The organism is Mycolicibacterium wolinskyi, assembly GCF_002101965.1.
Classification (GTDB): Bacteria; Actinomycetota; Actinomycetes; order Mycobacteriales; family Mycobacteriaceae; genus Mycobacterium; species Mycobacterium wolinskyi.
Window position 1 is genome coordinate 407,076 of sequence record NZ_LQQA01000030.1, and the last position, 26,392, is coordinate 433,467.

General features: G+C 66.6%; 23 protein-coding genes. 15 read left to right on the plus strand and 8 right to left on the minus strand.

Translation table 11 applies throughout. From position 1 onward, the window contains the following. The first annotated feature begins 121 nt into the window (after window positions 1–121). Complete coding sequence (locus AWC31_RS25650; protein WP_085146753.1) at window positions 122–3,412, plus strand: error-prone DNA polymerase; 3,291 nt, start codon at window positions 122–124, stop codon at window positions 3,410–3,412. 68 nt (window positions 3,413–3,480) lie between these two features. Here AWC31_RS25650 and AWC31_RS25655 read toward each other — a convergent pair whose 3' ends face one another. Further along, a complete protein-coding gene (locus tag AWC31_RS25655; RefSeq protein WP_085146755.1) occupies window positions 3,481–4,329 on the minus strand; it encodes an EamA family transporter in 849 nt (282 codons plus the stop codon). Window positions 4,330–4,467: 138 nt separating this feature from the next. Further along, window positions 4,468–5,640, minus strand: a complete 1,173-nt coding sequence (gene tet, locus AWC31_RS25660) for a Tet(A)/Tet(B)/Tet(C) family tetracycline efflux MFS transporter (RefSeq protein ID WP_264051912.1) — start codon at window positions 5,638–5,640, stop codon at window positions 4,468–4,470. A 93-nt stretch (window positions 5,641–5,733) separates the two neighbouring features. Here tet and AWC31_RS25665 point away from each other — a divergent pair, with 93 nt between their 5' ends. Continuing rightward, complete coding sequence (locus AWC31_RS25665) at window positions 5,734–6,372, plus strand: TetR/AcrR family transcriptional regulator C-terminal domain-containing protein (protein ID WP_085146757.1); 639 nt, start codon at window positions 5,734–5,736, stop codon at window positions 6,370–6,372. A 30-nt stretch (window positions 6,373–6,402) separates the two neighbouring features. Here the strand turns inward: AWC31_RS25665 and AWC31_RS25670 are convergent, their stop codons facing one another. The 3 genes from AWC31_RS25670 to AWC31_RS25680 all read right to left on the minus strand — a co-directional run bounded on the left by AWC31_RS25670 (window position 6,403) and on the right by AWC31_RS25680 (window position 9,432). Continuing rightward, complete coding sequence (locus tag AWC31_RS25670) at window positions 6,403–7,794, minus strand: FAD-binding oxidoreductase (protein WP_085147311.1); 1,392 nt, start codon at window positions 7,792–7,794, stop codon at window positions 6,403–6,405. A gap of 64 nt (window positions 7,795–7,858) precedes the next feature. Next, window positions 7,859–8,347 carry an allene oxide cyclase barrel-like domain-containing protein gene (locus AWC31_RS25675; protein ID WP_133060225.1) on the minus strand — a complete coding sequence of 163 codons (489 nt, stop codon included), beginning with the start codon at window positions 8,345–8,347 and terminating at the stop codon, window positions 7,859–7,861. A gap of 188 nt (window positions 8,348–8,535) precedes the next feature. Further along, entirely contained in the window at window positions 8,536–9,432 is an 897-nt protein-coding gene (locus AWC31_RS25680) for a hypothetical protein (RefSeq protein ID WP_234816993.1), read from the minus strand. A 264-nt stretch (window positions 9,433–9,696) separates the two neighbouring features. Between AWC31_RS25680 and AWC31_RS25685 the strand changes: the two genes are divergently transcribed. Beyond that, window positions 9,697–10,269 (plus strand): forkhead-associated protein, encoded by a 573-nt coding sequence (locus AWC31_RS25685; protein ID WP_067842899.1) that lies wholly within the window; start codon window positions 9,697–9,699, stop codon window positions 10,267–10,269. A 55-nt stretch (window positions 10,270–10,324) separates the two neighbouring features. On the opposite strand, the gene AWC31_RS25690 is transcribed toward AWC31_RS25685, so the two are convergent. Beyond that, a complete protein-coding gene (locus AWC31_RS25690; RefSeq protein WP_085146763.1) occupies window positions 10,325–10,738 on the minus strand; it encodes a TIGR03667 family PPOX class F420-dependent oxidoreductase in 414 nt (137 codons plus the stop codon). A gap of 23 nt (window positions 10,739–10,761) precedes the next feature. Here AWC31_RS25690 and AWC31_RS25695 point away from each other — a divergent pair, with 23 nt between their 5' ends. Further along, on the plus strand, window positions 10,762–11,403 hold the full coding sequence (locus AWC31_RS25695) for a nitroreductase family protein (RefSeq protein WP_067842902.1): 642 nt from the start codon (window positions 10,762–10,764) through the stop codon (window positions 11,401–11,403). Window positions 11,404–11,411: 8 nt separating this feature from the next. Here the strand turns inward: AWC31_RS25695 and AWC31_RS25700 are convergent, their stop codons facing one another. Then, the gene (locus tag AWC31_RS25700; protein ID WP_085146765.1) at window positions 11,412–11,876 is read right to left on the minus strand and encodes a tRNA (cytidine(34)-2'-O)-methyltransferase; all 465 of its coding nucleotides are present in this window, start codon (window positions 11,874–11,876) and stop codon (window positions 11,412–11,414) included. Between the two features lie 416 nt (window positions 11,877–12,292). On the opposite strand from AWC31_RS25700, the gene AWC31_RS25705 reads away from it, so the two are divergent. The 11 genes from AWC31_RS25705 to AWC31_RS25755 all read left to right on the plus strand — a co-directional run bounded on the left by AWC31_RS25705 (window position 12,293) and on the right by AWC31_RS25755 (window position 23,574). After that, window positions 12,293–15,106, plus strand: coding sequence for a sensor histidine kinase (locus AWC31_RS25705; protein WP_085146768.1), 2,814 nt, complete (start codon window positions 12,293–12,295; stop codon window positions 15,104–15,106). After that, window positions 15,103–15,510: a roadblock/LC7 domain-containing protein gene (locus AWC31_RS25710; protein ID WP_085146770.1), complete on the plus strand. Its 408-nt coding sequence runs from the start codon at window positions 15,103–15,105 to the stop codon at window positions 15,508–15,510. Before AWC31_RS25705 ends, AWC31_RS25710 begins: the two co-directional genes overlap by 4 nt. 7 nt (window positions 15,511–15,517) lie before the next feature. Next, complete coding sequence (locus AWC31_RS25715) at window positions 15,518–15,883, plus strand: DUF742 domain-containing protein (RefSeq protein ID WP_067842911.1); 366 nt, start codon at window positions 15,518–15,520, stop codon at window positions 15,881–15,883. Then, window positions 15,864–16,472 carry a GTP-binding protein gene (locus AWC31_RS25720; RefSeq protein WP_085146772.1) on the plus strand — a complete coding sequence of 203 codons (609 nt, stop codon included), beginning with the start codon at window positions 15,864–15,866 and terminating at the stop codon, window positions 16,470–16,472. The genes AWC31_RS25715 and AWC31_RS25720 overlap by 20 nt, the downstream gene beginning before the upstream one ends. A gap of 3 nt (window positions 16,473–16,475) precedes the next feature. Then, window positions 16,476–17,039, plus strand: a complete 564-nt coding sequence (locus AWC31_RS25725; RefSeq protein ID WP_085146774.1) for a pentapeptide repeat-containing protein — start codon at window positions 16,476–16,478, stop codon at window positions 17,037–17,039. Between the two features lie 31 nt (window positions 17,040–17,070). Then, window positions 17,071–17,976 (plus strand): LysR family transcriptional regulator, encoded by a 906-nt coding sequence (locus AWC31_RS25730; RefSeq protein ID WP_085146776.1) that lies wholly within the window; start codon window positions 17,071–17,073, stop codon window positions 17,974–17,976. Between the two features lie 121 nt (window positions 17,977–18,097). Beyond that, window positions 18,098–19,147: an amidohydrolase family protein gene (locus AWC31_RS25735; protein ID WP_085146778.1), complete on the plus strand. Its 1,050-nt coding sequence runs from the start codon at window positions 18,098–18,100 to the stop codon at window positions 19,145–19,147. Then, window positions 19,144–20,622, plus strand: coding sequence for an aldehyde dehydrogenase family protein (locus AWC31_RS25740; RefSeq protein ID WP_085146780.1), 1,479 nt, complete (start codon window positions 19,144–19,146; stop codon window positions 20,620–20,622). Before AWC31_RS25735 ends, AWC31_RS25740 begins: the two co-directional genes overlap by 4 nt. A 38-nt stretch (window positions 20,623–20,660) precedes the next feature. Further along, on the plus strand, window positions 20,661–21,950 hold the full coding sequence (locus AWC31_RS25745) for an MFS transporter (protein ID WP_085146782.1): 1,290 nt from the start codon (window positions 20,661–20,663) through the stop codon (window positions 21,948–21,950). 11 nt (window positions 21,951–21,961) lie between these two features. Next, on the plus strand, window positions 21,962–22,750 hold the full coding sequence (locus AWC31_RS25750) for a cyclase family protein (RefSeq protein WP_085146784.1): 789 nt from the start codon (window positions 21,962–21,964) through the stop codon (window positions 22,748–22,750). Beyond that, entirely contained in the window at window positions 22,747–23,574 is an 828-nt protein-coding gene (locus tag AWC31_RS25755) for a beta-keto acid cleavage family enzyme (protein ID WP_085146786.1), read from the plus strand. The genes AWC31_RS25750 and AWC31_RS25755 overlap by 4 nt, the downstream gene beginning before the upstream one ends. An 88-nt stretch (window positions 23,575–23,662) precedes the next feature. Here AWC31_RS25755 and AWC31_RS25760 read toward each other — a convergent pair whose 3' ends face one another. Continuing rightward, window positions 23,663–26,329, minus strand: coding sequence for an FHA domain-containing protein (locus AWC31_RS25760; protein ID WP_085146788.1), 2,667 nt, complete (start codon window positions 26,327–26,329; stop codon window positions 23,663–23,665). Window positions 26,330–26,392 lie beyond the last annotated feature (63 nt).

Genomic DNA, 26,392 nt, shown 5'->3' on the forward strand with positions numbered 1-26,392 from the left:
GGTCACCGGGCAATCCGGATAGGCTGACGGTAGGAAGTCCGATGCTCAAGATCGCGCGTAGTCGACTACTTGAATTCCGCGTCAATGGCCGTGTCGAACATGTGTTCGATACACTGGTGTGGTGGGTTGGCACAACGGGCCGCCGAGCTGGACCGAGATGGAGCGCGTGCTTACCGGCAAGCCGCGTCGCTCCGGCCTGCCGCTGGAAGACCAAGCCGGTGACGGCGGAGACAGCCCGGCCTGGTCGCGTAAACGGGGTGCCTATGAGCCGCCCGAGCGGTTTCGTCCGCCGGCATCGGCGATCCCTTACGCCGAACTGCACGCGCATTCGGCCTACAGCTTCCTCGACGGGGCCAGCACGCCGGAGGAGCTCGTCGAGGAGGCGGCCCGGCTCAACCTGCGGGCCATTGCACTGACCGATCATGACGGGCTCTACGGCGTGGTGCGGTTCGCCGAGGCGGCCAGGGAACTCGACGTGGCCACGGTGTTCGGCGCCGAGCTGTCGCTGGGCAATGTCGCGCGCACCGAACATCCCGATCCGCCCGGGCCGCACCTGCTGGTGCTGGCCCGCGGTCCGGAAGGGTACCGTCGGCTGTCGCGCGAAATCGCCAAGGCGCATCTGGCCGGGGGTGAAAAAGGCAAGCCCCGCTACGATTTCGACGCGTTGACCGAGGCCGCCGGCGGGCACTGGCACATCCTCACCGGATGCCGCAAAGGGCATGTCCGTCAAGCGCTTTCGCAAGGTGGACCGGAAGCGGCGAGCAAGGCACTGGCCGATCTGGTCGACCGGTTCGGAGCGGACCGGGTCAGCATCGAACTCACCCACCACGGCCAGCCCTGTGACGACGAACGCAACGCCGCGCTGGCCGAACTCGCGCCCCGCTTCGGCCTCGATGTCGTCGCCACCACCGGCGCGCACTTCGCGGCCCCCGATCGGGGCCGGCTGGCCATGGCCATGGCCGCGATCCGGGCCAGGAATTCGATGGATTCCGCGGCGGGCTGGCTGGCGCCGCTCGGTGGCGCACACCTGCGGTCGGGGGAGGAGATGGCCCAGCTGTTCGGCCCCGACATCGTCTCGGCCGCTGCCGATCTCGGCGAGCAGTGCGCGTTCGGGCTCGCCCTCATCGCTCCACAGCTGCCGCCGTTCGACGTGCCCGCCGGACACACCGAGGACAGCTGGCTGCGCCATCTCGTCATGACCGGGGCGGCTGATCGCTATGGGTCGCCCGAGCAGGCCCCCAAGGCGTACGCGCAGATCGAGCACGAGCTGCGGATCATCGAACAACTGGAATTTCCCGGCTACTTCCTGGTGGTGCACGACATCACGCGGTTCTGCCGGGACAACCACATCCTGTGCCAGGGCAGAGGATCGGCCGCCAACTCGGCGGTCTGTTACGCACTCAAGGTCACCAACGTCGATCCGATCGCCAACGAGCTGTTGTTCGAGCGGTTCTTGTCCCCGGCTCGCGACGGGCCGCCCGACATCGACATCGACATCGAATCGGACTTGCGCGAGAACGTCATCCAGTACGTCTACGAGCGTTACGGCCGGGACTACGCGGCCCAGGTGGCCAACGTCATCACCTATCGCGGCCGCAGCGCGGTCCGCGACATGGCCCGCGCGCTGGGATTCTCCCAGGGGCAGCAGGACGCCTGGAGCAAACAGCTCAGCCGGTGGAACGGGCTTCCCGATTCGCCGGACGTGGCCGAGATCCCCGAGCCGGTGATCGACCTCGCCACCCAGATCGCCAACCTGCCCCGCCACATGGGCATCCACTCGGGCGGCATGGTGATCTGTGACCGCCCCATCGCCGACGTGTGCCCGGTGGAGTGGGCGCGGATGGAAAACCGCAGTGTGCTGCAGTGGGACAAAGATGACTGTGCGGCAATCGGTTTGGTGAAGTTCGACCTGCTGGGGCTCGGCATGCTCTCGGCGCTGCACTACGCCATCGACCTGCTCGACGAACACAAGGGCATCAAAGTCGACCTGGCCAAACTGGACCTGTCCGAAGCAGCGGTCTACGAGATGCTGCAGAAGGCCGACTCGGTCGGGGTGTTCCAGGTGGAGTCCCGCGCGCAGATGGCCACCCTGCCGAGGCTCAAACCCCGCGAGTTCTACGACCTGGTGGTCGAGGTGGCGCTCATCCGGCCAGGGCCAATCCAGGGTGGTTCGGTGCACCCCTACATCAAGCGCCGCAATGGTTTGGAGCGCGTCACCTACGAGCATCCGTCGATGGAGCCCGCACTGAAGAAGACGCTCGGCGTGCCGCTGTTCCAGGAGCAGCTCATGCAGCTGGCCGTCGACTGCGCGGGCTTCACCGCGGCCGAAGCCGATCAGCTGCGCCGGGCGATGGGCTCCAAACGCTCGACCCAGAAGATGCGCCGGTTGCGCGGCCGGTTCTACGACGGCATGCGCGACCGGCACGGCATCACCGGTGAGGTGGCCGACCGGATCTATGAGAAGCTGGAAGCCTTCGCCAATTTCGGTTTCCCGGAAAGCCATTCGCTGAGCTTCGCGTCACTGGTGTTCTACTCGTCGTGGTTCAAGCTGCACCACCCCGCGGCATTCTGTGCCGCGCTGCTGCGCGCCCAGCCGATGGGGTTCTACTCGCCGCAGTCACTGGTCGCCGACGCGCGCCGGCACGGCGTGACGGTGCACGGACCCGACGTCAACGCCAGCCTGGCCTATGCCACCCTGGAGAACCGCGGCATGGACGTGCGGCTCGGGCTCGGCAGTGTCCGCCACATCGGCGACGACCTCGCGCAGCGCATGGTCGACGAACGAAATGCCAACGGGCCGTTCGCAACCCTGCTCGATCTGACCGGCCGGGTGCAGCTGTCCGTCCCGCAGACCGAGGCGCTGGCCACCGCGGGTGCGCTGGGGTGTTTCGGGATCACCCGCCGGGAGGCACTGTGGGCGGCGGGTGCGGCCGCCACCCAACGGCCGGACCGGCTGCCGGGAGTTGGGTCGTCATCGCACATCCCGTCGTTGCCCGGCATGAGTGCGCTGGAACTGGCCGCATCCGACGTGTGGGCCACCGGCATCTCCCCGGACAGCTATCCCACCGAGTTCCTGCGCGCCGACCTCGACGCGTTGGGCGTGATACCCGCAGACAAGTTGCTGGAGGTTGCAGACGGCACCCGAATCCTGATCGCCGGGGCGGTAACTCACCGGCAGCGGCCTGCGACCGCGCAGGGCGTGACGTTCGTGAACCTGGAAGACGAGACCGGCATGGTCAACGTCCTGTGTGCGCCGGGCGTGTGGGCCCGGCACCGCAAGCTGGCCCAGACGGCATCAGCCCTGCTGGTCCGCGGCATCGTGCAGAACGCCACCGGTGCGGTCACCGTCGTCGCCGACCGGATGGAACCACTGAAGTTGCGGGTGGGTTCGCGGTCTCGTGACTTCCGGTGACGTCGGGGAGTGAAGTGTTCACAAATCTGGGCGCCATCGTGCTCGGCGCGGTGTAGTGGCGGCGGCTGTCACAACTGGGCAAGGACAATCGCCGCGATGAGGACCGCCGCGCCCATCAACTGAAGTGGCTGCAGCGATTCGCCCAGGAACACGTAACCCAGCACCGTTGCACACAGTGGAGAAATCAAGGACAGCAGCGAGACCACGAAGGCGGGCAAGCGGGATATTCCGCGAAACCACAACGCGTAGGCGACGACAGCGCCAATGACACTCAGGTAGAGGAACGCGACTGTGTTCCCCCAGGTCAGTTCGGGAAGGGTTTCGCTCACCAATGTGATTGGCAGCAGCACGATCCCGCCGAAAACGAGCTGCCAGCCGGTGAACGACAACAACGTGACATCGGACGGCCGGCCCCAACGCTTGGTCAGCACGATGCCGACGGCCATACACATGGCCCCGATAACGCCGGCCAATACACCGATGGTGTCCAGGGCGGCGCTCGGACCGAGCACGAGAAGCGCCACGCCGACGACTCCGAGCACGCACGTGGCGATGTGCACCGGTCGGATCCTGTCCTTGAGTACAACTGCGCCGAGCATCAACACGAACATCGGTTGCGTCGACATCACCAGCGCGGCCATCCCGCCTGGCAGGTGATACGCCGCAAGGAACAGCAAGTAGAAGAATGCGCCAATGTTGAGAACGCCGAGAACCATTGCCCGCCACCACCAAATGCCGCGGGGGAGGGTTCGGCCGATCGCAAGCAGAACAATCCCCGCGGGCAGGGCCCGCACCGTGGCCGCCAGCAACGGCCGATCGGGTGGCAGAAACTCGGTGGTGACAAGATAGGTCGTTCCCCAGATCGCCGGTCCCAAGCCGGTAAGGGCGACCGTGGACACGGAACGTTCGCCGGTCACTTCTGCGCCCTCAACACACTCTTGCCGCATGACGGGGAGCCAGCTGGTCCGGCTTCGGGCTCAATGTCTGCCGGCAGATACGGATCACCAACGCCACCAGAACGCGGCTGACGGGCCTGGACGAAATGTGCTGACATCTCAACGACCTATCGTGAGTGGGCGCCGAGTAAAGGCGATTCGCAATGCCGGGATGCACAGCAAGTAGCTTGCGGCCCCGCCTATCCACACCCATCCGTCCCACCTCTGTGCGGTTGCCGCGTAGAGGGAAGTGAACAACAGCGGGCCCACAATTCCGGTCAAGCTGGTCAAGCTGGCCATGGCCCCCTGGAGCCGTCCCTGATGCCGATCATCGACCTGGTTTGTCAACAGTGTTTGCAACGCCGGCATGCCGACGCCGCCGAGCGCCAGCAGCAGAGAGATTGGCAGGATCATCCAACCCTGCCCTGCAGCCGACAGGGCGAGCAGGCCGATGGCGTCGAGTGAAATACCCACCACGACGGCGTGATTGCTACCGAGGCGAGTCGACAGCGGGCCGGCCAGCGATGCCTGAGCAAGCGCGTGAATGGCGCCGAACGCGGTTAGTGAAAGCCCGACGTGAGTGGGCGTCCAGTCGAATCGATGCTCGGTGAACACCGCCCACATCGTCGCTGGAGCCTGGCCGACGAACTGCATGATGAAATACACGAACAACAGCGAAGGCAAGACCGCTCCGCTGGGTGACCGCGGCATCCGCCATCCAGGTGCCGGTGTGCCGGCCGGGATCGCCAAATGTGCGTCCGTGGTTCGAGTTTCGCGGAGTGCGAAAACGGCGACGGTCAGGCCGAACGAGCTCAGCGCCGCCGCCATGTGAAAGGGTAGATGCGGCGACACCGAGCCGAGGACGCCGCCGATCGCCGGTCCGGCGATCATGCCACCGCCGTAGCATGCACCCATCAGGCCGTAGCGGCCCGCCCGCTGGTCACCTTCTGAGATGTCGGCCACCACCGAACCGACGACAGCAGTTGTTGCCGCGGTCAAACCTGCGATCGCCCGTCCGACGTAGAGCATCCACAGCGTGGGAACTGTGGCCATGGCGAGGTAGTCGATGCAGGCCCCTGCCAGGGAAGCCAGCAGGACCGGTCGACGTCCGAACCGATCGGACAACCAGCCGAGTATGGGTGCGAACACCAGCTGCATCGCGGCGTATATCGCGACCAGGACACCGATTTGGACCGCCACCGCCGACGGCGCGACGTGCAGGCGCAGTAATGCCGGCAGAACTGGCATCACCAGTCCAAGGCCTATCGCGTCCAGCGTCGCAACAACCATCACGACGGCCAGCGTGGCGTCGCGAACAAACCGGGGAGTCACTTTATCGACGATAAATTGATCGGTGATAAGCTGTCAAAGCGATATTGAGACTTGATGGGAGAGCCCGTGCGTCTGGATCGGCAACGGATCATTGATGCGGCGTTCGCGTTGATCAACGAGGTCGGTCTCGACGGCCTGAGCACGCACCGGCTCGCTGCCGTGCTTGACGTCAAACAGCCCGCGCTGTACTGGCATTTCCCAACCAAGAAGGCACTGCTTGAGGCCCTCGCCCAGGAGATGGTCGACCGCTATCACACTCGGCCGCTGCCGAAGGCAGGTGAGGGTTGGCGCGAGTTTCTGTTCAGCAATGCGCGAAGCTTTCGTCGCGCACTGCTGAGCGTGCGGGACGGCGCACGACTGCATGCCGGCACGCGCCCGACGGCCGCGGCAGTGGAGCATCCGGAGCGGCAGATCCAGTTTCTCACCGAGGCGGGGTTCTCGGCCGAGGCCGCGGCGTATTCGCTCATCGCGATAAGCCGCTATACCGTCGGTGCGGTCCTCGAGCAGCAAGCCGAGAGCGAGAAGCCGGGGGACATCGACGAGAGTGCTGAGGGGCTCCCGGGATTGCTCGCGCGGCTGGAAGCCGCCGGCCCGGACGTGGAATTCGAGTTCGGTCTCACCGCGCTGATCGACGGTATCGAAGGGCAACTCGCGACGGCCGTTTCGCAGCGCGACCGACGCCGCACGACCTGAGATCGTCGATCAGCGCGGTGGCGTTTCAGCTCACACCGGGTGGTTGCTGCGAAACACCCCACGAGGATCACGGACTCGTTTGACCTCTCGCAGCCGGGCGAGTGTGGCTTCGTCGAAGGCGTCGGCGGCGCCCTGTTCGGGGGTGAGGAAGTTGAACGGGACTTTGCCCGTGTTCACTCCTGTCAGCGTGTCGAGGTAGGCGCTGGTGCGCGTTGTCAGGGCCGCACCCATCTGTGGGTTTTGCTGGGCGCCAATGAAATTGACTATGTACGGCGCATCGATAGTCCCAGCAGGAACGGCGCGGGGGCGTTGCAAGGCGCCGCCCAGGTGGCGGATCTGAACGGTCATCAGTGGTTCGATCGAACCGGTGAGCAGCGTGTCGAGAAAGCGGTCGGGCAATTCGGTGACGAGGACGCCCTGTTGCCGCGACGGGGCGGGTTCTGTGGGTTCTTCGACGATGGTGCCGATATCGGTGACGGCCAACGCGCGCCGGGTGTCCGACAGGACTCCACCGATGCGATCGAGTGGGTCGAGCAGGGCGGCGCCCGCATCGGCCGGACCGAGGTAGGTCGTGTCGATGCGGACGAGGGCGGGCGCGCCGGGGAAGCGGGTGAGACTGCACCATGCGGTGAGCTCATCGGGCGCCGACGCGGTGATGTCACGAAACGCCGAGATCACCGCGGCGGCCTGGCTCGCGGGCCAGATCATGGTGCCCCCGTAGAGCGATGGTGCTGGTTTGAGGGCGAATTCGACCGATGTCACGAACGCGTAGTCGCCGCCACCGCCACGCAGTGCCCAGAACAGGTCGGGGTCTGCGTGGTCGGTGACGGTCGAACGGTTGCCGTCGGCGGTGATGACCTCGAAGGCGGTGACGCTGTCGGCTGCCCACCCGTATTTGCGGCTGAACCAGCTCAGACCGCCGCCGAGCGTGTAGCCGGTGACGCCGACGACGGGTGAGCTGCCTGCGATCCCGGTCAGACCGGCCGGGCCGGCAAGCGCCTGAACCTTGCCCCACGAGACACCGGGCCCCACACGGGCGATTCTGTTCGCGGTATCCACGTGGATCTCGTCGAGGGCTGCGGTCCGGACAAGGATCGTGCCGTCCAGAAAGTTGGAAGCACCGTGGCCGCTGGGTTGAACGGCGATGGGCACGCTCGCATCCCGCGCGAAGCGCACCAACGCGGCGGCATCGTCGGCGTCGACCACGTCGACCACGGCCCGCACCGACTGATCGACCGTCAGATTCCACGGTGTCCGGGCGGCGTCGAAGCCGGCGTCGCCGTCCAGCAGGACACGGCCACGCACAGCTGAACGGAGACCGGCCACGCTGTCCGCCCGCGCGTACGGCCGCCCGACCGTCAACGCCGCCGCCGCGAGCCCGCCGCCGATGAGGAAGTTCCGGCGGGAAAACGTCGTACCCATCATTTATCCGCGGGCTCCAAGGTCTGCGAAGACGCATGTGTGCGGGAAATACGCTGTCGCAGTGTCATTTCGTCAGTCTCAGCTCGTACTTCTCGTTGGGAGTCGCGACACCGGATACGGTGAGTTCACCTCGCGCATCGGCGTACTCGCCGGTCCCGCCGGTGATGGACATGGTGAACGGCGCGAGCGTATGAGGAGTCAGGCTCCGAGCGAAGATCTGTCCGTCATCGAGGTTGATGGTCAGTTCGCAGTAGGTCATCGGCTTGTCGGGTGTGACATTGGTGAAGAAGCAGGCCCCGCCGTCGTATCCGACCTGTTTGCCGTCCACCGAGAGAATGTCGGAAAAGATGTCCATGTCACCGACATCCATACCGGGCTTGCCGAAATCATGTTTCGCCACGTGATCGTTCTTCACGTCCAGCACCAGCGTGACCGGGTCGGAGGACGCCTGGGAATCTGGTGCGTCGATCGCAAGCCACACGCCCACGCCCACCACCGCCAGACCGATGGCCGTAAGACCCCCGATGGTTGCCGTTTTCGATAGTCCTGTCACAAGTACCTCCTAGATAAATGCGACGGATCATGTGTGGTCCCGCGCACGTGAACAACAATGCGGGAGAACACTTGTCGGCGTCCAACATCGAAACCTGCTGACTGTTATCACTCTCGGTGATGGAATGCGGCAGCCGAAGTGGTGAAGATGCCGAATGGGTGCGTGGCCGAACAACCGCGGCACTCGGGTCAATCGGTCGCGCGGGGATCCTCAGCGCGAAACTTGCTGTCCTCCAGCCCGGTCCGCAGCAACGACCACGCGAGGCGGCGGGCTTCCGTGGCCCGCTCGTGCAGCAGACGCTGAACGGCGGGAATCGGATTCGACTTCGGCTTGCGGCCGTCGACCACACTGGCGTGAACGTCCTCGGCGACCTGGATCGCCATGAGAACGGCTTCGTTGACCCGGTCCAGTGCGAGATGCAGGCGGTCGTCCTGGCTGAGCAGGTGAGCGTTGTCGAGCTCGACCGAGACATCGGTGACGACGTGACTGATCTGCTCGAAGATCACGTTCATCGCCTTCTCCCGCTCATCGCGGTCGTCGAGGTGCAGGCATCGCGCGCCCTCGCTCCACAGCGTGGCCAACATCCGCGTGTGGGCACCGATGCTGCGCGACACCTCGATCATCGCCTGCTTCTGCAGCTGCTCCAGCAGATGGCCGCGTTCGACGCGGGCCAGTTCCTGCTGCGCGGCCAACTCGGCGCGGTGCAGCTTCTGCTGAGATTCCATCTCGGCCCGGTGCCATTTCTGGGTCAGGGCGAGTTCGAGTGCGGATCGCTCGTCGGCAGCCGCGAGCTCGCGGCGCAGACGTTCGGCCGCGTCGGCGGCGTTCTGCCGGGCCTGGCGGGCGATGTTGAGGGTCTGCCACATCGTCACCATGACGACGACGAAGACGACGGCGCCGAAGAACCATTCCGACTTGCTGCCGAGTTCGCCAGGGCCCAGAAAAATGAACCACGCGATGGCAGCGCTGCCGACGACGCCGCAGACCAACCAACCGATACCGGGCAGGCCGTCGGCCGGACGGCGCGTGCTCGGGTGTTCGCGGTCGGGTGTCACCATCGGTATCGGTTCCGTTCGGTCACTCACGTCGTCGAGCTCCGAAGGTCCGGCGGCCCTTGTCGATTCAGTAACGCCGGTCATGTGACCTCCCATCGACCGAGCCTCCCACCGTGCAGCGTTCAGATTATGGCCACCCGCGTCGATCGGCACCAGGGGTCACCTCGCCCCTACCGATGACGAGACGCGCCCGACCCGCTAATGTCATCCCGTGCTCGGTGTGAGCGGCGCTACTTCGACCGCGTCCTCGCCTGAGACGTCAATGCATTTGACTGCCTGGAGAATTGAGGGCCCATGGGACAGAACGCCTCGCTGGAAGGTGATTCGTCAGTCATCGTCAGTCTCTCCGAGGCGGCGATGCACATGTACTCGGCCGCGATCGACGCACTGCCGTTCCCGGAGGACAAGAAGTTCCACAAGCGCGCCGACGTCGTGCTATCGGGCATGCGCAAGTTGCGTGCGGCGCTGACGGAAGCAGCGAGCAGCAATCGCCCTTCGCCCGCGGTCATCGTGGCGCTCAGCGGAGTTCGGCAACGCTACGACGCACTCATGGCGCACGCCGCCGCGGCGCCTGGCTCGTCTCTCGGGCAGCAGATCTACGTCACGCGCATCCACGCCAAGCTGTCGGCTCAGGAAGTTGCCAACGGCGCCGGCCTGCGGGATGGCCTGCTGGACGAACTCGAGGCCGGTGCCACGCCGACCGACGATGAGGCTGCGAAGATCCGCGACACCATCGCCGCCCTCGGTGGGTTGCCCGGTTCCGACCACGGCCCCGACGAGGTGGCTCCCGTGGTCGAGTTCGGGCAGCACGAGGACAACCACGTCAACGACTGGGATGACGCACTTCTCGCCGAGAACGCGAGCTGAGCGGCAAACCCTGCGCCGCAGCGGGTTTCGGGCCGGGCAGCAAACAGATCCGCGCTCAGGCTTCTGTCGGTGTCGTCCACACCTTGTCGATGCTGATCCGTAGGCGTGTGTTGTAAGCCGCCATCGCCTCGGTCAGGCCGAAGGTCTCGGCGTCGGCGGAGTACTTGGCCCAATAGGCCTCGTCTCCGCGTGGATCGGTGCCGGTGGCGTCGACGGACGCGGTGCCGCCGATCGCGATGATCCCGGCGCCGTTCCCGTCGGAGTCGAGGTTGAGACTCACGCGTGGTTGCGCGGTGATGTGCCTAACCTTGGCGGCTCCCGGCATCGTGTACACGACGATGTCGGTGCCGTCGAAGTAGAACCACACGAGTCGGGGAACCGGCTGTCCGGATTTGGCGACCGTCGTCAGCCAGCCGTAGTGGTCGGATGTCAGGCGTTGGGACACTTCCGGTGTCAGCTCGGTACTCATGTCGCGAAATGTAGTCTCGCGACATGACCCTCGACTTGACCGTTGACGAACTTCTCACCACCACCCGATCGGTGCGCAAACGACTCGACTTCGAAAAGCCGGTGTCGCGCGAGGTGCTCATGGAGTGTCTCGACCTGGCCCTACAGGCGCCGACCGGATCGAATGCGCAAGGCTGGCAATGGGTTTTCGTCGAGGACCCCGCAAAGAAGAAGGCGTTGGCCGACATCTACCGGACCAACGCCAACCCTTATCTCGACCTGCCCAAGCCCGAGCGGGGCGACATCCGCGACGAGCAGATCGATGCGGTCACGAGTTCGGCCAAGTATCTCAACGAGAACTTCGAGAAGGCGCCGGTGCTGTTGGTGCCGTGCCTGGAAGGCCGCCCGGACGGTGCCCCCGCCGGCATGAGTGCTTCGTATTGGGGTTCGCTGCTGCCCGCGGTGTGGAGCTTCATGCTCGCGTTGCGGTCACGCGGCCTCGGCTCGGCGTGGACGACGCTGCATCTGCTCGGCGACGGCGAGAAGCAGGCCGCCGAGGTGCTCGGCATCCCGTTCGACCAGTACGCGCAGGCGGGGTTGTTCCCCATCGCCTACACCAAGGGCACCGACTTCAAGAAGGCCAAGCGGCTGCCCGCCGAGCAGTTCGCGCACTGGGACACCTGGTGAGCTGACTCCTACACGGCGCCGGTGAACCCGTGCTGGCGCCATGCTTCGTACGCGGCGACGGCGGCGGCGTTGGACAGGTTCAACGACCGCCTGCCCGCCAGCATCGGGATCCGCACGCGCGCGGTGATGTGCGGATCGGCCAGCGTCTCGTCGTCGAGCCCGGTGGGTTCGGGTCCGAACATCAACACATCGCCCGGCTCGTAGGCGATGTCGGCGAACGACGCCGCCGCATGTGCGGTGAAGGCATACACCCGCGCCGGCATCAGTGCCCGCCAGGCCGCGGGTAGATCGTCATGGACGGTCACCGACGCGAGATCGTGATAGTCGAGGCCGGCCCGGCGCAGTTTCGGCTCGGACAGGTCGAAGCCGAGCGGCTGCACGAGGTGCAGTTCGCAGCCAGTGGCCGCCACCATGCGGATCGCATTGCCGGTGTTCGGCGCGATCCGGGGTGAGTAGAACATCAGCCTGAACAAGCGCCCTCCTGGTTCATCCGCGTGATCGGCAGATTACGGCCAGCGGCGCATCGGTCGGCATTCGCCATTCGCGGCATCGCCGATCCGGTCAACCACGTCGGGCGGACACGGAGATCAGTGTGCCTGCCGATTGTCGTTGTGAGTGAAGGGAAGCGAACCCGCCCGCGGTGAATGCCTATATACAACAGCGATCACGTCAATGTTTGCTCGATTACCACACAACTGCGCTACAGCTCGGTCACGAACTCTGTCTGTTCAGTAAGAATTGTGGAAACGCTCGCGGCTGGCTGTCATACTCGTGCAATTGCCAGGCGTTTGACGCCCGCCCGAGCGTGGGCGGAAACAGCAGGAAGCCTTATGAATCACGCCCCAGGACTGAAATGCGGCCGCGCCGCCGATAGCACGGTTGGGCGCCGATGACCGCCTTCACCCAGCTGAAACAGGCAGATGGCACGCTCGTCGAATTCACCCCGACACCAGCTGCGCCTGCCAAGCGTCCCGCCCGCTGGTCACCGGCGAATTGGCCGGTTCGACGCAAAGTTATCGCGATCGTTTTGGTGCCGCTCATTCTGGCGGCCACGTTCGGTGGATTGCGGATCTACTCCAGTGCGAGCGAGGCTTCCGACCTTCGGCTCGCCGCTGATCGCGCCGAATTGATCCCCGACATCAGTAACTACATGGCCGCGTTGGAGGACACACTCGTCGCGGCGACCGAGGGCGGCGACGGCCAGGACGCATTGGCCACGTTCAGCGCGCGCAAATCCGATCTTCAGCAACGAGTGGACTCGACCGAGGTCGTTGAGGACGTCAACCAAGCGGTCGACAACCTTCTCGGCAAGGGCCAGGAACTTGTCGACGCCGTGATGTCGAACTCCATCGACCTGCGTCAGCGCATCATCACTTACGCGCCGCTGCTGCTCACCGCGGAGGCCGCGGTGACCGGGTCGGCCCACAGCGACGACCAGCAGGTGCAAGCGCAGGTCGAGGCGTTGGCCCGGGCGATCGGCGCCCGCGGTCAGATGGCGATCCAGCAGATGATGGTCAACCGCGGCGCCGATGAACCCGAGCCGGTCCTGCGCACCTCGATGATCACGATGGCGGGCACGGAGCCGTCGACGGTCGCCGCCTTGACGAAGTTGCTGGGCGGTGCCTCCGAAGAGGCTGCGACGCTGCGCGCCGAGATGGTCAAGCGCATGGCCATGATGTCGAATCCGGGCATTCCGCTCGTCGGGAATCAGGAGCTGCTGGCGTCGCTGCAGACGACCAACGCGATCGCCGAGCAGATCATCGCCGACACGACGACGGCCATCCCGGCGGCCGTCGAAGCCGAGGCGGCCGACGCGCGCAACGACGCGATCCGCGACGCGGTTCTGGTTGCCGCGGCCGTCATCAGCGCATTGGTGATCGTGTTGCTGGTCGCGCGCTCGCTCGTGCGGCCGTTGCGCACCCTGCGCGACAGCGCGCTCAAGGTCGCGCACGAGGACCTGGCCAAGGAGATCGAACGCGTGCGCGCGGGCGGGGAACCCACGCCCATCACGCCGCTGCCGGTGCACACCACCGAGGAGGTCGGCCAGGTCGCCCATGCCGTCGACGAGCTACACGAGCAGGCCGTGTTCCTCGCCGGTGAGCAGGCTCAGCTGCAGCTGCAGGTCTCCGACATGTTCGAGACGCTGTCACGGCGCAGCCGGTCCCTGGTCGATCAGCAGCTGAACCTCATCGACCAACTGGAACGCAACGAGGACGACCCCGACCGCCTGGAGAGTCTGTTCCGGCTGGACCACCTCGCTGCGCGGATGCGACGAAACGGCGCGAACCTGCTGGTGCTGTCGGGTTCCAAAGTGGCGCGCGAACACACCGAGCCGGTGGCGATCGACACGATCATCAATGCCGCGGCGTCCGAGGTCGAGGACTACACGCGCGTCGTGACCGCGACCGTCGTCGACGCCGAGCTCGTCGGGTCGGTGGCCGGCGACCTCATCCACCTGCTCGCCGAGCTGCTCGACAACGCGCTGCGCTATTCGCCGCCGATCTCGCAGGTCCGGGTGTCGGCAGTGTTCGCGGGCAACGGCGCGCTCGTCATCGAGGTCAGCGATGTCGGCCTCGGTATGACCGATTCCGATCTGCGGGTCGCCAACATCCGTCTGCAGTCCGGTGGCGAGGTGAACCCGTACACCGCGCGGCACATGGGCCTGTTCGTGGTCGGCCGCCTGGCGACCCAGCACGGTCTGGTGGTGCGCCTGCGCAGCACGATCGCCGAGGAGCCGAGTTCGGGCACCACCGCAGGCGTGTACGTGCCCGCCGAGCTGCTGGTGCGCGACGGCGTGACAGGCGGGGCTCCGGCGGAGATGCCCTACGGCACCCCGGTCGACGCGCATGCCGGGATCGCGGCGGCCCTCTCACTCGACGCCGAGCCGAGCGGCACGGCCGAGCAGTCCGAACACCACCTCAACGGGCACGCCGCCGACGTCCCGTTCGGCCTCCTGCCGCAACGCAGCCCGGGAGCCAGCGGAATCTCGGAGATGCCTGGCAGCCTCGCGCCCGCCGAACCCGCGGCGGCAGCGGATACGCCCGCGGCCGCAGACGAACCGGCCGGTGAATGGCCGCAGCAATGGCCCGCCGACCCGAACGAAGCCGATCGCCCGGCACCTCCCAACGCGGTGCCCACGAACACGGCGTCGTTCTTCGCCTCACGCACTGCGGCCACCAACGGCGCGCATCCGCCGGCCGAGCCGGTCGAGACGTACGAACCCGAGCAGCCCGCCGAAGAAGCCGCGTCGACTTCCGGCGACGGCGACGCGATCTACCAGTCGATGCTGTCGGAGTTCGCGATCGATCCGGCCACCCATGTGCGCAGCTCGGATCTGGACTGGAAGACGGTGTGGGAGAAGGGCTGGTCGGTCGCCGCAGCGGCCCAGGACGCACCGGTCGAGCAGCACACCGAAGAGGGGCTGCCGATGCGTACGCCGGGTGCGCGTTTGGTACCCGGTGGCGTGGCCGCAGTTACTGGTGTTTCAGATGAGCCGAACGGCCGGCACCGCAACGGTGGTGCTCACCGAAACGACAACGGTGCTGAGGCGGTAGCATCGGCGGACGAACCTGACAGCGGCATTTTTGCGGTGTTTCAGCCGCGCGATCCCGAGGCTGTCCGTGCGAGCATGAGCAACCATTTCAGCGGGGTGCACGCCGGCCGGTTGCATGCCCGAGAGACCAGAGGAACCGATAACGAATGACCCGTCCGACGCAGCGCGATTCCCTGGACTGGCTGGTGTCCAAGTTCGCCCGCGAGGTCTCCGGGGTGTCCCACGCGGTACTGGTTTCGGCCGACGGCCTGCTGATGGCGGCCAGCGAGCACATGCCGATCGAGCGCGCCGATCAGCTCGCCGCGGTGGCATCGGGACTTGCCAGCCTGGCCACCGGTGCCGCCCAACTGTTCGACGGCGGCTACGTGATGCAGTCAGTGGTCGAGATGGAGAACGGCTATCTGCTCTTGATGCGGGTGGGTGACGGCTCGAACCTCGCGACGCTGGCCAGCCGCTCGTGCGACATCGGCCAGATCGGCTACGAGATGGCAATCCTGGTGGAACGTGTGGGCGCCGTGGTGCAGTCGTCACGGCGTACACCCCAACCTTCGTGAGCGGCCAGTGGACGAACTCGAACCCGCCGATCGACCGAGCTTGGTTCGGCCTTACACGCTGACGGCCGGTCGCACCGACACGCGCGTCCATCTGCCGTTGGAAGCGCCGGTGGAAACGCTCGACACGCCAAACGATCCGCGTTGGCCTGGGCGCGATGTGCGCGGTCAGATCGTAGAGTTATGCACCGACAGCCCGTCGGTGGCAGAAATCGCAGCACATTTGTCCCTACCGCTCGGCGTGGCGCGCGTGCTGATCGGGGACTTGGTGACGCAGGGTTATCTACGGGTGCACACCACCCTCGACGATTCGGCGACCTTCGACGAACGCCGCGAACTGATAGGAAGGACCCTGCGTGGCCTACGAGCACTCTGATAGGCGCTCATCCTCCCCAGGGTCTTCGCGCAAGCGCTCATCCTCGACGAAAATCGTCATCTCCGGCGGGTTCGGCGCGGGCAAGACGACATTCGTAGGCGCGGTGTCGGAAATCATGCCGCTGCGCACGGAAGCGTTGGTCACCAACGTGTCCGAAGGTGTCGACGCGCTCGACGGCACTCCCGACAAGCGCACCACCACGGTCGCGATGGACTTCGGCCGCATCACCCTCGACGAGGATCTGGTGCTGTATCTGTTCGGCACGCCCGGGCAGCGCCGGTTCTGGTTCATGTGGGACGACCTCGTGCGCGGGGCGATCGGCGCGATCATCCTCGTCGACGTGCGCCGCCTGCAGGACAGCTTCGCCGCGGTCGACTTCTTCGAAGCCCGCAAGCTGCCGTTCATCGTCGCGGTCAACGAGTTCGACGGCGCGCCAAGGCATCCCACGCAAGCGGTGCGTAAGGCGCTGGCGGTGCCCGACCACATTCCGGTGATCACCGTCGACGCGCGCGACCGCAATTCGGCAAAAGCCGCGCTGATCGCGGTCACGGAGTACTCGCTCAACACGCTCACCGCGCTTCCCGGCTGAGGCGTGGCCACAGCCGAACAGGTCTGGGTGGACCGTGAGTTCATCGGCCAGGATTTCCGCGATGACGATCTCAGCCGGTTGCGCACCGAGCGTGTCGTGTTCACCGACTGCGACTTCCGAGGCGTCGACATGTCCGAGTCCGAGCACTCCGGATCGGCGTTCCGCAACTGCACATTCCGCCGGGCCACCCTGTGGCACAGCACGTTCACGAACTGCAGCCTGCTCGGGTCGGTGTTCACCGAATGCCGGCTGCGGCCGATCACACTCGTCGAGTCCGACCTGACCCTCGCCGTGCTCGGCGGCTGCGATCTGCGCAATGTCGACCTGTCGGATTGCCGACTGCGGGAGGCCAGCCTCGTCGGCGCGGATCTGCGCAAGGCGGTCCTGCGTCAGGCGGATCTGACCGGAGCGCGGGTGCAGGACGCCAAGTTGGACGAGGCTGATCTCCGTGGCGCCCGCGTCGACCCGACGTTCTGGACCACCGCAAAACTCCGTGGCGCCAAAATCGATATCAGCCAGGCGCTGGCGTATTCCGCCGCGCACGGTCTGGACGTGCACGGCGGGTGATCGGGGTGGCCGCACCGCATCGGAGGTCGTGATGGACCCCGCGCTGTCCGGTCTCGACCTTCCGCAGCTGTATGCGCTACACGCGTTGCTCACCGAGCGCAGCGTGAGCGGTGCGGCGACGCGGCTGGGCCGTAGCCAACCCACGCTGTCGAGTTCACTTGCCCGCCTGCGCAGGCATTTTGGCGATGCGCTCTTGACGAGGTCGGGCAATCGCTACGTCTTGACGCACTTCGCCGAGCAGCTGGTGCCGTTGACGAGCGTGGCGATCGCCGCCGTCGAGCGGGTGTTCGGTGCCGAGGCCGAGTTCGATCCGGCGCAGACGCGGCGCGAGTTCACGATCGTGTCGTCCGACCACGGGATGAGCGTGGCCGGCGGGCCGCTGGTGGCCCGGCTGTCGCGGGAAGCGCCAGGTGCACGAATCCGATTCACTCCGGTGACAGCATCGGCGATCAGTCGGGACGACGAGTTCTACCGCACCGTCGACGGGGTGTTCATGCCGCACGGGTATCTCGACCTTCCGCGCCGCCTCGACCTGTACACCGACGAATGGGTGTGCGTGTTGTCGGCCGACAACACCCGCGTCGGTGAGCAGTTGACGATGCAGGATCTGCAGGAGCTGCCGTGGGTGACCACGTTCGTCGATCCGCTCGGCCGGGCAGCGGCGTGGCGCCAGATGGAACTGCTCGGGGTAGTCCCACGGGTCTGCGCGGTCGCCGAGTCGTTCCTGGCGCTTCCGCAGTTGCTGCGCGGATCGGACGCGATCGCGCTGGTGCAGGCGAGGGTCGCCGCGCTCAGCGTAGCCGGGTCCGAATTCCGTGTGCTGCCATGCCCGTTCGATGCGCTCCCACTCGTCGAGGCGTTCTGGTGGCATCCGATGCACGATGCCGATCCGGCGCATGCCTGGCTGCGCCAGTGCCTTTCCGAACTCACACTCTGATATAGACCGCATCTATAACGGGCATAGCCAAAATTGGCTTCCTTTCTCATGCTGTCGCTTTGAGAATCGATGACAGCACGGTTTTCGTTCGTCAAACCCCAACTGGCCGGGAGGTCAATCGATGGCAGCGCCGACGCTGGATGTCCACGCCCACGTGTGGCTTGACGACGTCGAGGAGATTGCCCGCGCGCACCGTGGATACCAGGAGTCGGCTGAGCTCGAAAAGCGTCGCCTGGGCCCCCGATCAGCGGCGGTCAACGTCGAACAGTCGGCCCACCTGCGTGAGCTGCTGACCGATGTGACCGCACGGCTGACGGCCATGGACGCGGCCGGCGTCGATGCGCAGCTGGTGTCGGTGGTGCCGACGCAGTACCACGGATGGGCGGACAGAAACCTAGCCCCACAGCTCGCCGAGGCGACCAACGCCGGGGTAGCCGCGCACTGCGCGCTGGCACCGGACCGGCTCACGGGTCTTGGCGTGGTGCCGTTGCAGCATCCCGACCTCGCGGTTGCCGCACTGGAGAACGCGGTGCTCGACCACGGTCTCAAAGGGATCGAGATGAGCTCCCATGCAGTCGATCCCGGCGGTGGCACGGTTGAGCTCTCGGATCCGCGGCTGGAGCCGCTCTGGCGCAGCGCTTGTGACCTTGGCGCGGTGGTGTTGCTGCACCCCTGGGGTTGCACGCTCGATGAGCGGCTCGACCGCTGGTACCTCGCCAACTCCGTCGGCCAGCCCGTCGAACACGCAGTCGCCCTGTCGCACTTGATCTTCGGTGGTGTGCTCGACCGGTACCCGGGCTTGCGGTTCATCGCCGCGCACGGCGGGGGATACCTTCCCGCGTTCGCGGCACGCGCCGATCACGCCTGGCACAACCGGCGTGACGCCCGGGAGTGCCTCGCGCCACCGAGCGCCTATCTGCGCCGGATGTGGTTCGACTCGCTCGTGCACACCCCCGAAGCCCTGCGCCGTCTCGTGCAGGTCGCCGGAGCCGATCGCATCCTGCTCGGTTCGGATTACCCGTTCGACATGGGGGAGCGAGACCCGCTGGGAGCTGTGCGGGCCGGGGACCTGGACCCGGCCGACGTGGCCGCCATCGCGGGTGGTAACGCGGCCGATCTGCACCTGATGCCCGTCGACCGGATGCACCTCGTCCGTAAGGAAGGATCATGACAACAGCCGAATTGAGCCGCGTCCGTTGGTCATCGGACGACCCCGCCCATCGGTTCGCCGTCGAAAACCCGGCGACCGGAACAACAGTGGCGACGATCCAGGGATGCGGAGCCGGCGAGGTCGACGCCGCCGTCCGCGCCGCGTTCGATGCCCACCACAGCTGGAAGGCCCGCAGCCCCCGCGAACGCGGCGCGTGGTTGCGCCGGATCGCCGACGCGGTACGCGAGCACGCCGACGAGATCGCCCGGCTCGAATCCACCGACAACGGAAAGCCGTTCACGCAGGCCAGGCAATTCGACCTCGAGGCGGCCATCGCGATCTTCGAGTTGTTCGGTGCGTTGTGCGAGAGCCTGCCCGGTGCCGTACGCGATGCCGGGCCCACGATCGACATCACCATGCTCGAGCCGTTCGGTGTCGTCGCGGCGATCGTGCCGTTCAACTGGCCGCCGCTGCACACCGCGGGCAAATTGGCACCCGCACTGGCCGTCGGCAACGCGGTCGTCCTCAAACCGCCGGAGCAGGCGCCGCTTTCGGTGCTTCGAATGATCGAGATCGCCCAGTCGATCCTGCCCGACGACGTCGTGCACGTCGTGCCGGGCGGAGGCGAGACCGGTGCGGCGCTGGCCGGGCATCCGCTGGTTGGCAAGATCTCGTTCACCGGTGCGCCCTCGACCGGGTCCGCGGTACTCAAGACCGCCGCGGACAATCTCACCCCGACACTGATGGAGTTGGGTGGCAAAAATCCGTTCGTGGTGTTCGGCGACGCCGACCTCGGCTCGGCCATCCCGTGGGCGGTCGAAGCGGCGTACTTCAACCAGGGCGAGGCATGCACCGCGGCATCACGCATCCTGGTACACAACGGTATTTACGACGAGGTCGCCGATCGCCTGGCCGCGGCGGTGACCCGGCTGCGGGTCGGAGACGGTGCCGACCCGGACACCCACGTGGGCCCGCTCGTCACCGCACAGCAGCGGCGCCGCGTCGAGGAGTACATCGCCATCGGACGCGCCGAGGGCGCCACACTGCGCGCCCAGGCCGCCCTGCCCAGCGACCCGCGACTGGCCGAAGGCCATTTCGTGGCGCCCACGCTGTTCACCGGGGTGCGCCACGACATGCGGATCGCGACCGAGGAGATCTTCGGCCCGGTGACGTGCCTGATCCCGTTCGAGACCGAGGACGAGGCCGTCGAGATCGCCAACGGAACCGAATTCGGCTTGGTCGCCGGGGTGTTCACCGCCGACGCCGAGCGCGCGATGCGGGTGTCGCGCGCCATCCGGGCCGGCATGGTGTTCGTCAACCACTACCATCGCGCTTTCACCGGAACACCCTTCGGGGGTGTCGGCCACAGTGGCTACGGGCGCGAACACGCCCTGGAGACATTGCACGAATTCGGTTACAGCAAAAGCCTTCGCATGCCGTCCGGAGCTACCCCGATCCCGCGCTGGGCGCCTTCGGTCGCCGTGTGCGAATCCTGATATCACCCCACCCATCCTTCAACGAGGAAGGACGCTCCATGCCAACATCCGTCGCGGTATCGCCGACACTGCGCCGCGCCGCCGTCGCTAGCTCTGTCGGCAGCGCCGTCGAGTTCTATGAGTTCACGATCTACGGATTCCTCGCCGTGGTCTTCGCGCCGCAGTTCTTTCCGGCCGACGATCCCGCGGCGTCGACATTGGCCGCATTGGCGGTGTTCGGCGGTGGGTACCTCGCCCGGCCTGCCGGGGGAATCCTCTTCGGCGCCTTGGGCGATCGGCTCGGCCGGCGCAGTGTGCTGATGGCGACCATCTTTCTGATGGGCGTGGCCTCGACGTTGATCGGCGTCCTGCCGACCTACACGAGCGTCGGGCTCGCGGCGCCGGTGCTGCTGTTGGTCTTGCGGCTGCTGCAGGGCGTATCGGCGGGCGGCGAATTCACCGGCGCCCAGACCTACATCGTCGAGATGGCGCCACCGCACCGGCGCGGCCTGTTCGGCTCCCTTCCCGCGCTCGGCATCGGGCTCGGGTTCGCCTCCGCGGCATTGGTCGTGGCCGCAACCACTGCGACACTCGACCAGCAACAGATGGTTGACTGGGGTTGGCGGTTGCCGTTCCTGTTGTGCCTGCCGATGACGATCGGCTGCCTGTTTCTGCGGCTGCGCTTGGAGGACAGCCCGGAGTTCGTCGCGATCGTCGAGAACGCCGAAGTCAGCCGCACACCGGTGCGGGATGTATTGAGCCGCCATCTCGGTGACGTGCTGCGGGTGGCCGCGCTGACCATCGCCGTGCTGGGCCCCGGTTTCCTGGTCAAGCTCTACCTCGGCATCCATCTGGTGCAAGCGCAGGGTTTCGACCCGGTGGCGGTGTACTCGATGCTCGGCATCGTGCTCGTGATCAGTGCCGGGCTGTTTCCGCTCATGGGTCATGTGAGCGATCGTCGGGGCCGCAAGCCCATCGCGGCCATCGGATTCGCGGCGTCGGCGGCGTTGTCGCTGCCGCTGTTCTTGGTGGTCGACCACGCGAGCGGCCTGTGGGTGCTCGTGCCAATCGTGTTGCTGTTCAGCGCGATCGAACCGTTCGTCTCCGCCGCGGTCTACACGACGTTCGCCGAGTTGTTCCCAGGGCGCAATCGCTACACCGGGACGTCCATCGGTTTCAACCTCGGCACCATCGTCGCGGCCGGCTTCGGCCCCTACCTGTGTGGCCAGCTGATCGCCGCGACCGGGTGGCACGCCGCCCCCGGCCTCTGGGGAACGGCGTGCGCCGTGCTGGGCCTGCTCGTGCTGGTGCGCACCAGCGAAACCAGCGGCGGCCGGCTCGCCCGGTGAGAAGAGACGTCATGCGCACACTCATCGACATCTCGGTACCCCTGCAAGCCGGCATCGCATCCGATCCGCCGGGGCTGCTGCCCGAGATCGACTACTACACCCACAGCGACACCGCGGGTGACATCCTGTCGTTTTTCCCGGGCGCCACCCTCGATGACCTTCCCGACGGTGAAGGGTGGGCCATCGAACATGTTCGGATAACCACCCACAACGGGACACATCTCGATGCGCCATACCACTATTCGTCGGTGATGGACGGCGGTGCCCGCGCCATCACCATCGACGAGGTGCCGTTGGAGTGGTGCCTGCAACCGGCCGTGAAACTGGACTTCCGCCATCTCCCGGACGGTTACGTCGCGACCGCCGACGACGTGGCCCGCGAGCTCGACAGGATCGGCCACGAGCTGCAGCCGCTGGAGATCGTCGTCGTCAACACCGCTGCCGGAACACGGTACGGCGCCGAAGATTACGTGTCATCGGGGTGCGGGATGGGTGCCGAGGCCACGCTGTATCTGCTTGAGCGAGGGGTGCGGCTGACCGGAACCGACGCCTGGAGCTGGGACGCGCCCTTCGTGTACACAGCCGAGCGATATGTCCGCGACCACGACGCCTCCGTCATCTGGGAAGGGCACCGGGCGGGGCGGCGGATCGGCTACTGCCACATCGAGAAGTTGCACAACCTGGAGAGCCTGCCGGCCACCGGCTTCGAGATCGCCTGCTTCCCAGTGAAAATCCATGCCGCGTCGGCGGGCTGGACCCGTGCCGTCGCCATCGTTCCCGAAGGATCGGAGTCATCATGAGCGTCGTCATCACCGTTGCCCCAACGGGTCCGATCGCGACCAAGGCCGACAACCCACATTTGCCGACCCAGCCCGAGGAGATCGCCGACGCGGTCGCGCAGGCCTACGGCGCGGGCGCCGCCGTCGCACACATCCACGTGCGCGATGCACACGACCGGCCCACCGCGGAGCTGACAATCGCCCGCCACACCATGGATCTCATCGCCGAGCGGTGCCCGATCCTCATCCAACTGTCCACCGGCGTCGGACTCGGCGTGCCGTTCGAGCAACGTGCCGCACTCGTCGAGCTCCGGCCGCGGATGGCGACCCTCAACCCGTGCAGCATGAGCTTCGGCTCCGGGGAGTTCCGCAATCCGCCGGACGAAGTGCGCCGGCTGGCCGCGCGTATGCAGGAACTCGACGTCAAACCCGAACTGGAGATCTATGACACCGGACATCTCGACGCGTGTCTGCGGCTGCGCGATATCGGCGTGCTCGGTGATGCGCCGCTGCAGTTTTCGATCGTGCTCGGCGTCGCAGGCGGGATGGCCGCGACCGCTGCCAATTTGGTGACGATGGTCAGCCGGTTGCCCGACGACGCGATCTGGCAGGTGATCGCCATCGGCAGAACCAACCTGCAACTGACGGCCATGGGACTCGCACTCGGTGGCAATGCCCGCGCCGGCCTGGAGGACACCTTGCATCTTCGCAAGGGCGAGTTGAGCCCGGGCAATCTGCCATTGGTCGAGCGCGCTGTGCAACTCGCCCGCGATCTCGACCGGCCCGTCGCATCGGTCGAGGAAACCGAGGCGCTGCTCAACCTGCCGAAGCTGTCGAGGGCCTGAGCCCGGCTCAATCCTCGCCACACCCCCGAATGTCACGCTGGCGTGGCTCTCGAGTCCGAGAGCCACGCCAGCGTGACAAAGGAAAGGCTCAGCCGCCCTTGAGGCGGATCTTCCAGCGCACGAAGCCCACGTAGAACACCGACAACGCGGCCAGCATGGCCATGTCGAACAGCCAGGTGCTCGAGGTGTGTTCCCAGTGTGAGTCTTTCGGCGTGAGCGGCCCCGGGACGAGCCGGATCAGGTCCACCGTCGATGCCGACGCCGCGAAGCCCCAGCGGGCCGGCGTGATCCACGACAGCTGATCGAGCCCGACGCGGCCGGTCACCGGGATCATGCCGCCGGAGAACACGAGCTGGCTCATGATCGCGACCACGAGCAAGGGCATGATCTGCTCGCTGGTCTTGGCCAGGGCCGAGAGCGCGAGGCCGACCATCGCCGCGGTCACGGTGGTGGCGGCCATGCTGAGGAACAGTTCCAGCGACCGGTTTCCGATGAAGACGCCGCGCTCGACGGCGCCTTCGCCCCAGCCCTTGCCTGCGATGGTGATGGTCGTGACGATCGCCGACTGGATGATCGCGAATATCGAGTACACGCAGACCTTGGCCAGCAGGTACGCCGATGTCGACAACCCGACCGCCTGCTCGCGCAGGAAGATCGCGCGCTCGCCGATGAGATCGCGGATCGTCAGGGCAGTGCCCATGAAGATCGCGCCGACGTTGAGCAGCACCAGGATCTGGCCCGGTTCGTTGGGTGCGTCGCCCATCGGGTTGGGTACGCCGAAGCCGACGGTGCCCGGCACCGACAGCGACAGCGTGCCCATGATGAACGGCAACAGCGCCAGGAAGATGAAGTACCCGCGATCGGACACGATGAGCCGCATCTGTCTTCGCGCGATCGTCGAGAACTGGCGTTTGAGACTGGTTTTCGCGGGTTTGCCGAGATCGGCCGGTTTCGACGACGCCGGGGCGGGCGGTGCCGGAGGCGTACGCGCGAGGTAGCGGCGGTTGGCCTCGGCCGGGTCACCCGCGACCGTGCTGAAGATGTCGGCCCAGTTGGTGGTGCCGAGTTCCGGGCCGATCTGACTCGGCGGCCCGCAGAACGCGGTCTTGCCGCCCGGAGCCAGCAGCAGCACCTGATCGCACACGTCGAGATAGGTCAACGAGTGCGTGACGACGAGCACCACACGGCCCGCGTCGGCGAGCTGGCGCAGCATCGTCATGACCTGGCGGTCGAGCGCCGGGTCCAGACCTGACGTCGGCTCGTCGAGGATGAGCAGCGACGGACCGGTCAGCAGTTCCAGCGCGACCGATGCGCGCTTGCGCTGTCCGCCCGACAGCTTGTCCACGCGGGTATCGAGATGCTTGGTCATCTCGAGTTCCTCAAGCACCTGCATGACGACCTGTTCGCGGTCGTCCTTCGTGGTGTCGGGCGGCAGCCGCAGCTCGGCGGCGTACATCAGGGCCTGCCGGACCGTCAGCTGTCCGTGCACGACGTCGTCCTGCGGGACCATGCCGATACGGGACCGCAGCGAGGCGTACTCGGCGTGCACGTCGTGGCCTTCGAACGTGATCGTGCCGCTCGTCGGATGCGTGTAGCCCGCGACCTGGCGCGCGAACGTCGACTTGCCCGCACCCGACGGGCCGATCACCGCGGTGAGGGTGCCCGGACGCGCGTCCAGCGAGATGTTGTCGAGCAGGGTCTTGTTGCCCTCGATCGTCCACGTCAGGCCGCGCACCTCAAGGCCGCCGGTGCGGGTGTCGGCCTCGGTTTCGGTGCCGCGGGCCAGCGTGCCACCGCTGAAGACGAGGTCGACGTTGCCGATCGTGACGACGTCGCCTTCGTGCAGCACGGCCGACTCCACCCGGGTGCCGTTGACGAAGGTTCCGTTGATGCTGCGTTCGTCGCGGATCTCGGTGCCGCCGGGCATCGGGATCAACGTCGCGTGGTGGCGCGAGGCCAGCACGTCGGGGATGACGATGTCGTTGTCGGTCGCGCGGCCGATCTTGATCGCACCCGCGGGCGCCGGCGCGGTCTTACCCGGCCGCAGGATCTTGAGCATGCTGGTCGCGAGGTTTCCGACCTGCTCATTGCCGCGCCCCGCGGACGGACTCATCGTGGTCGGCGCCTGCGATGAGCTGGGGGCCGGCGTACGCACCGGCTGCGACTGGTAGGACTGCGGCCCGCTGGGATAACCGGTCTGCGGCCCGCTCGGGTAGCCGGTCTGGGGACCGCTGGGATAGCCGGTCTGCGGCCCGCTCGGGTAGCCGGCCGGGGGACCGGCGGGATACCGCTGCGGGCCTGTTTGGTAGCCGGGCCGCGGCGGGCTCGGCGGCTGGGTGTAGGGCTGCTGCCAGCCGCCGCCGGTCGGCGCCTGGGTGGGCCACGACGTGCTGGGGCGGCTCGCGACGGGCACGGCGGCCGTCGGGGTGCGGCCGGCCGAACCCTGGTGGCGGCCCACCTCGAACGTCAACTGCGGACCGTCCGGATTACCGATGTTGACGACTTGCCCGTCCTGGATATCCACCGACGGCACCCGACGGCCGTTGACGTACATGCCATTGAGGCTGCCGTTGTCGATCGCGACCCATCGGCCCTGGTCGAACCGCAGCACGAGGTGTGCGCGCGAGATCAGCGGGTGGGCGATGCGGACATCGGCACGCAGGTCCCGGCCGATGACAACATCGTTGCCCGGGGCGAAGGTACGGGTCGACCCCTCGTACCGAACGGTCAGCGCAGGTGGGGATGGTCGGCTCATCGCGATCAACTCTATCGGTACTTGTCACGGGGACCGCTGCGCCGCGAAGGTGTCGCGTCGTGT

Coding starts and splice junctions, on each gene's coding strand:
- AWC31_RS25695 (WP_067842902.1), top strand. CDS start 10,762: ATGACCCTCGACTTGACCGTTGACGAACTTCTCACCACCACCCGATCG.
- AWC31_RS25745 (WP_085146782.1), top strand. CDS start 20,661: ATGCCAACATCCGTCGCGGTATCGCCGACACTGCGCCGCGCCGCCGTC.
- AWC31_RS25690 (WP_085146763.1), bottom strand. CDS start 10,738: ATGAGTACCGAGCTGACACCGGAAGTGTCCCAACGCCTGACATCCGAC.
- AWC31_RS25750 (WP_085146784.1), top strand. CDS start 21,962: ATGCGCACACTCATCGACATCTCGGTACCCCTGCAAGCCGGCATCGCA.
- AWC31_RS25730 (WP_085146776.1), top strand. CDS start 17,071: ATGGACCCCGCGCTGTCCGGTCTCGACCTTCCGCAGCTGTATGCGCTA.
- AWC31_RS25685 (WP_067842899.1), top strand. CDS start 9,697: ATGGGACAGAACGCCTCGCTGGAAGGTGATTCGTCAGTCATCGTCAGT.
- AWC31_RS25755 (WP_085146786.1), top strand. CDS start 22,747: ATGAGCGTCGTCATCACCGTTGCCCCAACGGGTCCGATCGCGACCAAG.
- AWC31_RS25735 (WP_085146778.1), top strand. CDS start 18,098: ATGGCAGCGCCGACGCTGGATGTCCACGCCCACGTGTGGCTTGACGAC.
- AWC31_RS25665 (WP_085146757.1), top strand. CDS start 5,734: ATGGGAGAGCCCGTGCGTCTGGATCGGCAACGGATCATTGATGCGGCG.
- AWC31_RS25670 (WP_085147311.1), bottom strand. CDS start 7,794: ATGGGTACGACGTTTTCCCGCCGGAACTTCCTCATCGGCGGCGGGCTC.
- AWC31_RS25740 (WP_085146780.1), top strand. CDS start 19,144: ATGACAACAGCCGAATTGAGCCGCGTCCGTTGGTCATCGGACGACCCC.
- AWC31_RS25705 (WP_085146768.1), top strand. CDS start 12,293: ATGACCGCCTTCACCCAGCTGAAACAGGCAGATGGCACGCTCGTCGAA.
- AWC31_RS25760 (WP_085146788.1), bottom strand. CDS start 26,329: ATGAGCCGACCATCCCCACCTGCGCTGACCGTTCGGTACGAGGGGTCG.
- AWC31_RS25710 (WP_085146770.1), top strand. CDS start 15,103: ATGACCCGTCCGACGCAGCGCGATTCCCTGGACTGGCTGGTGTCCAAG.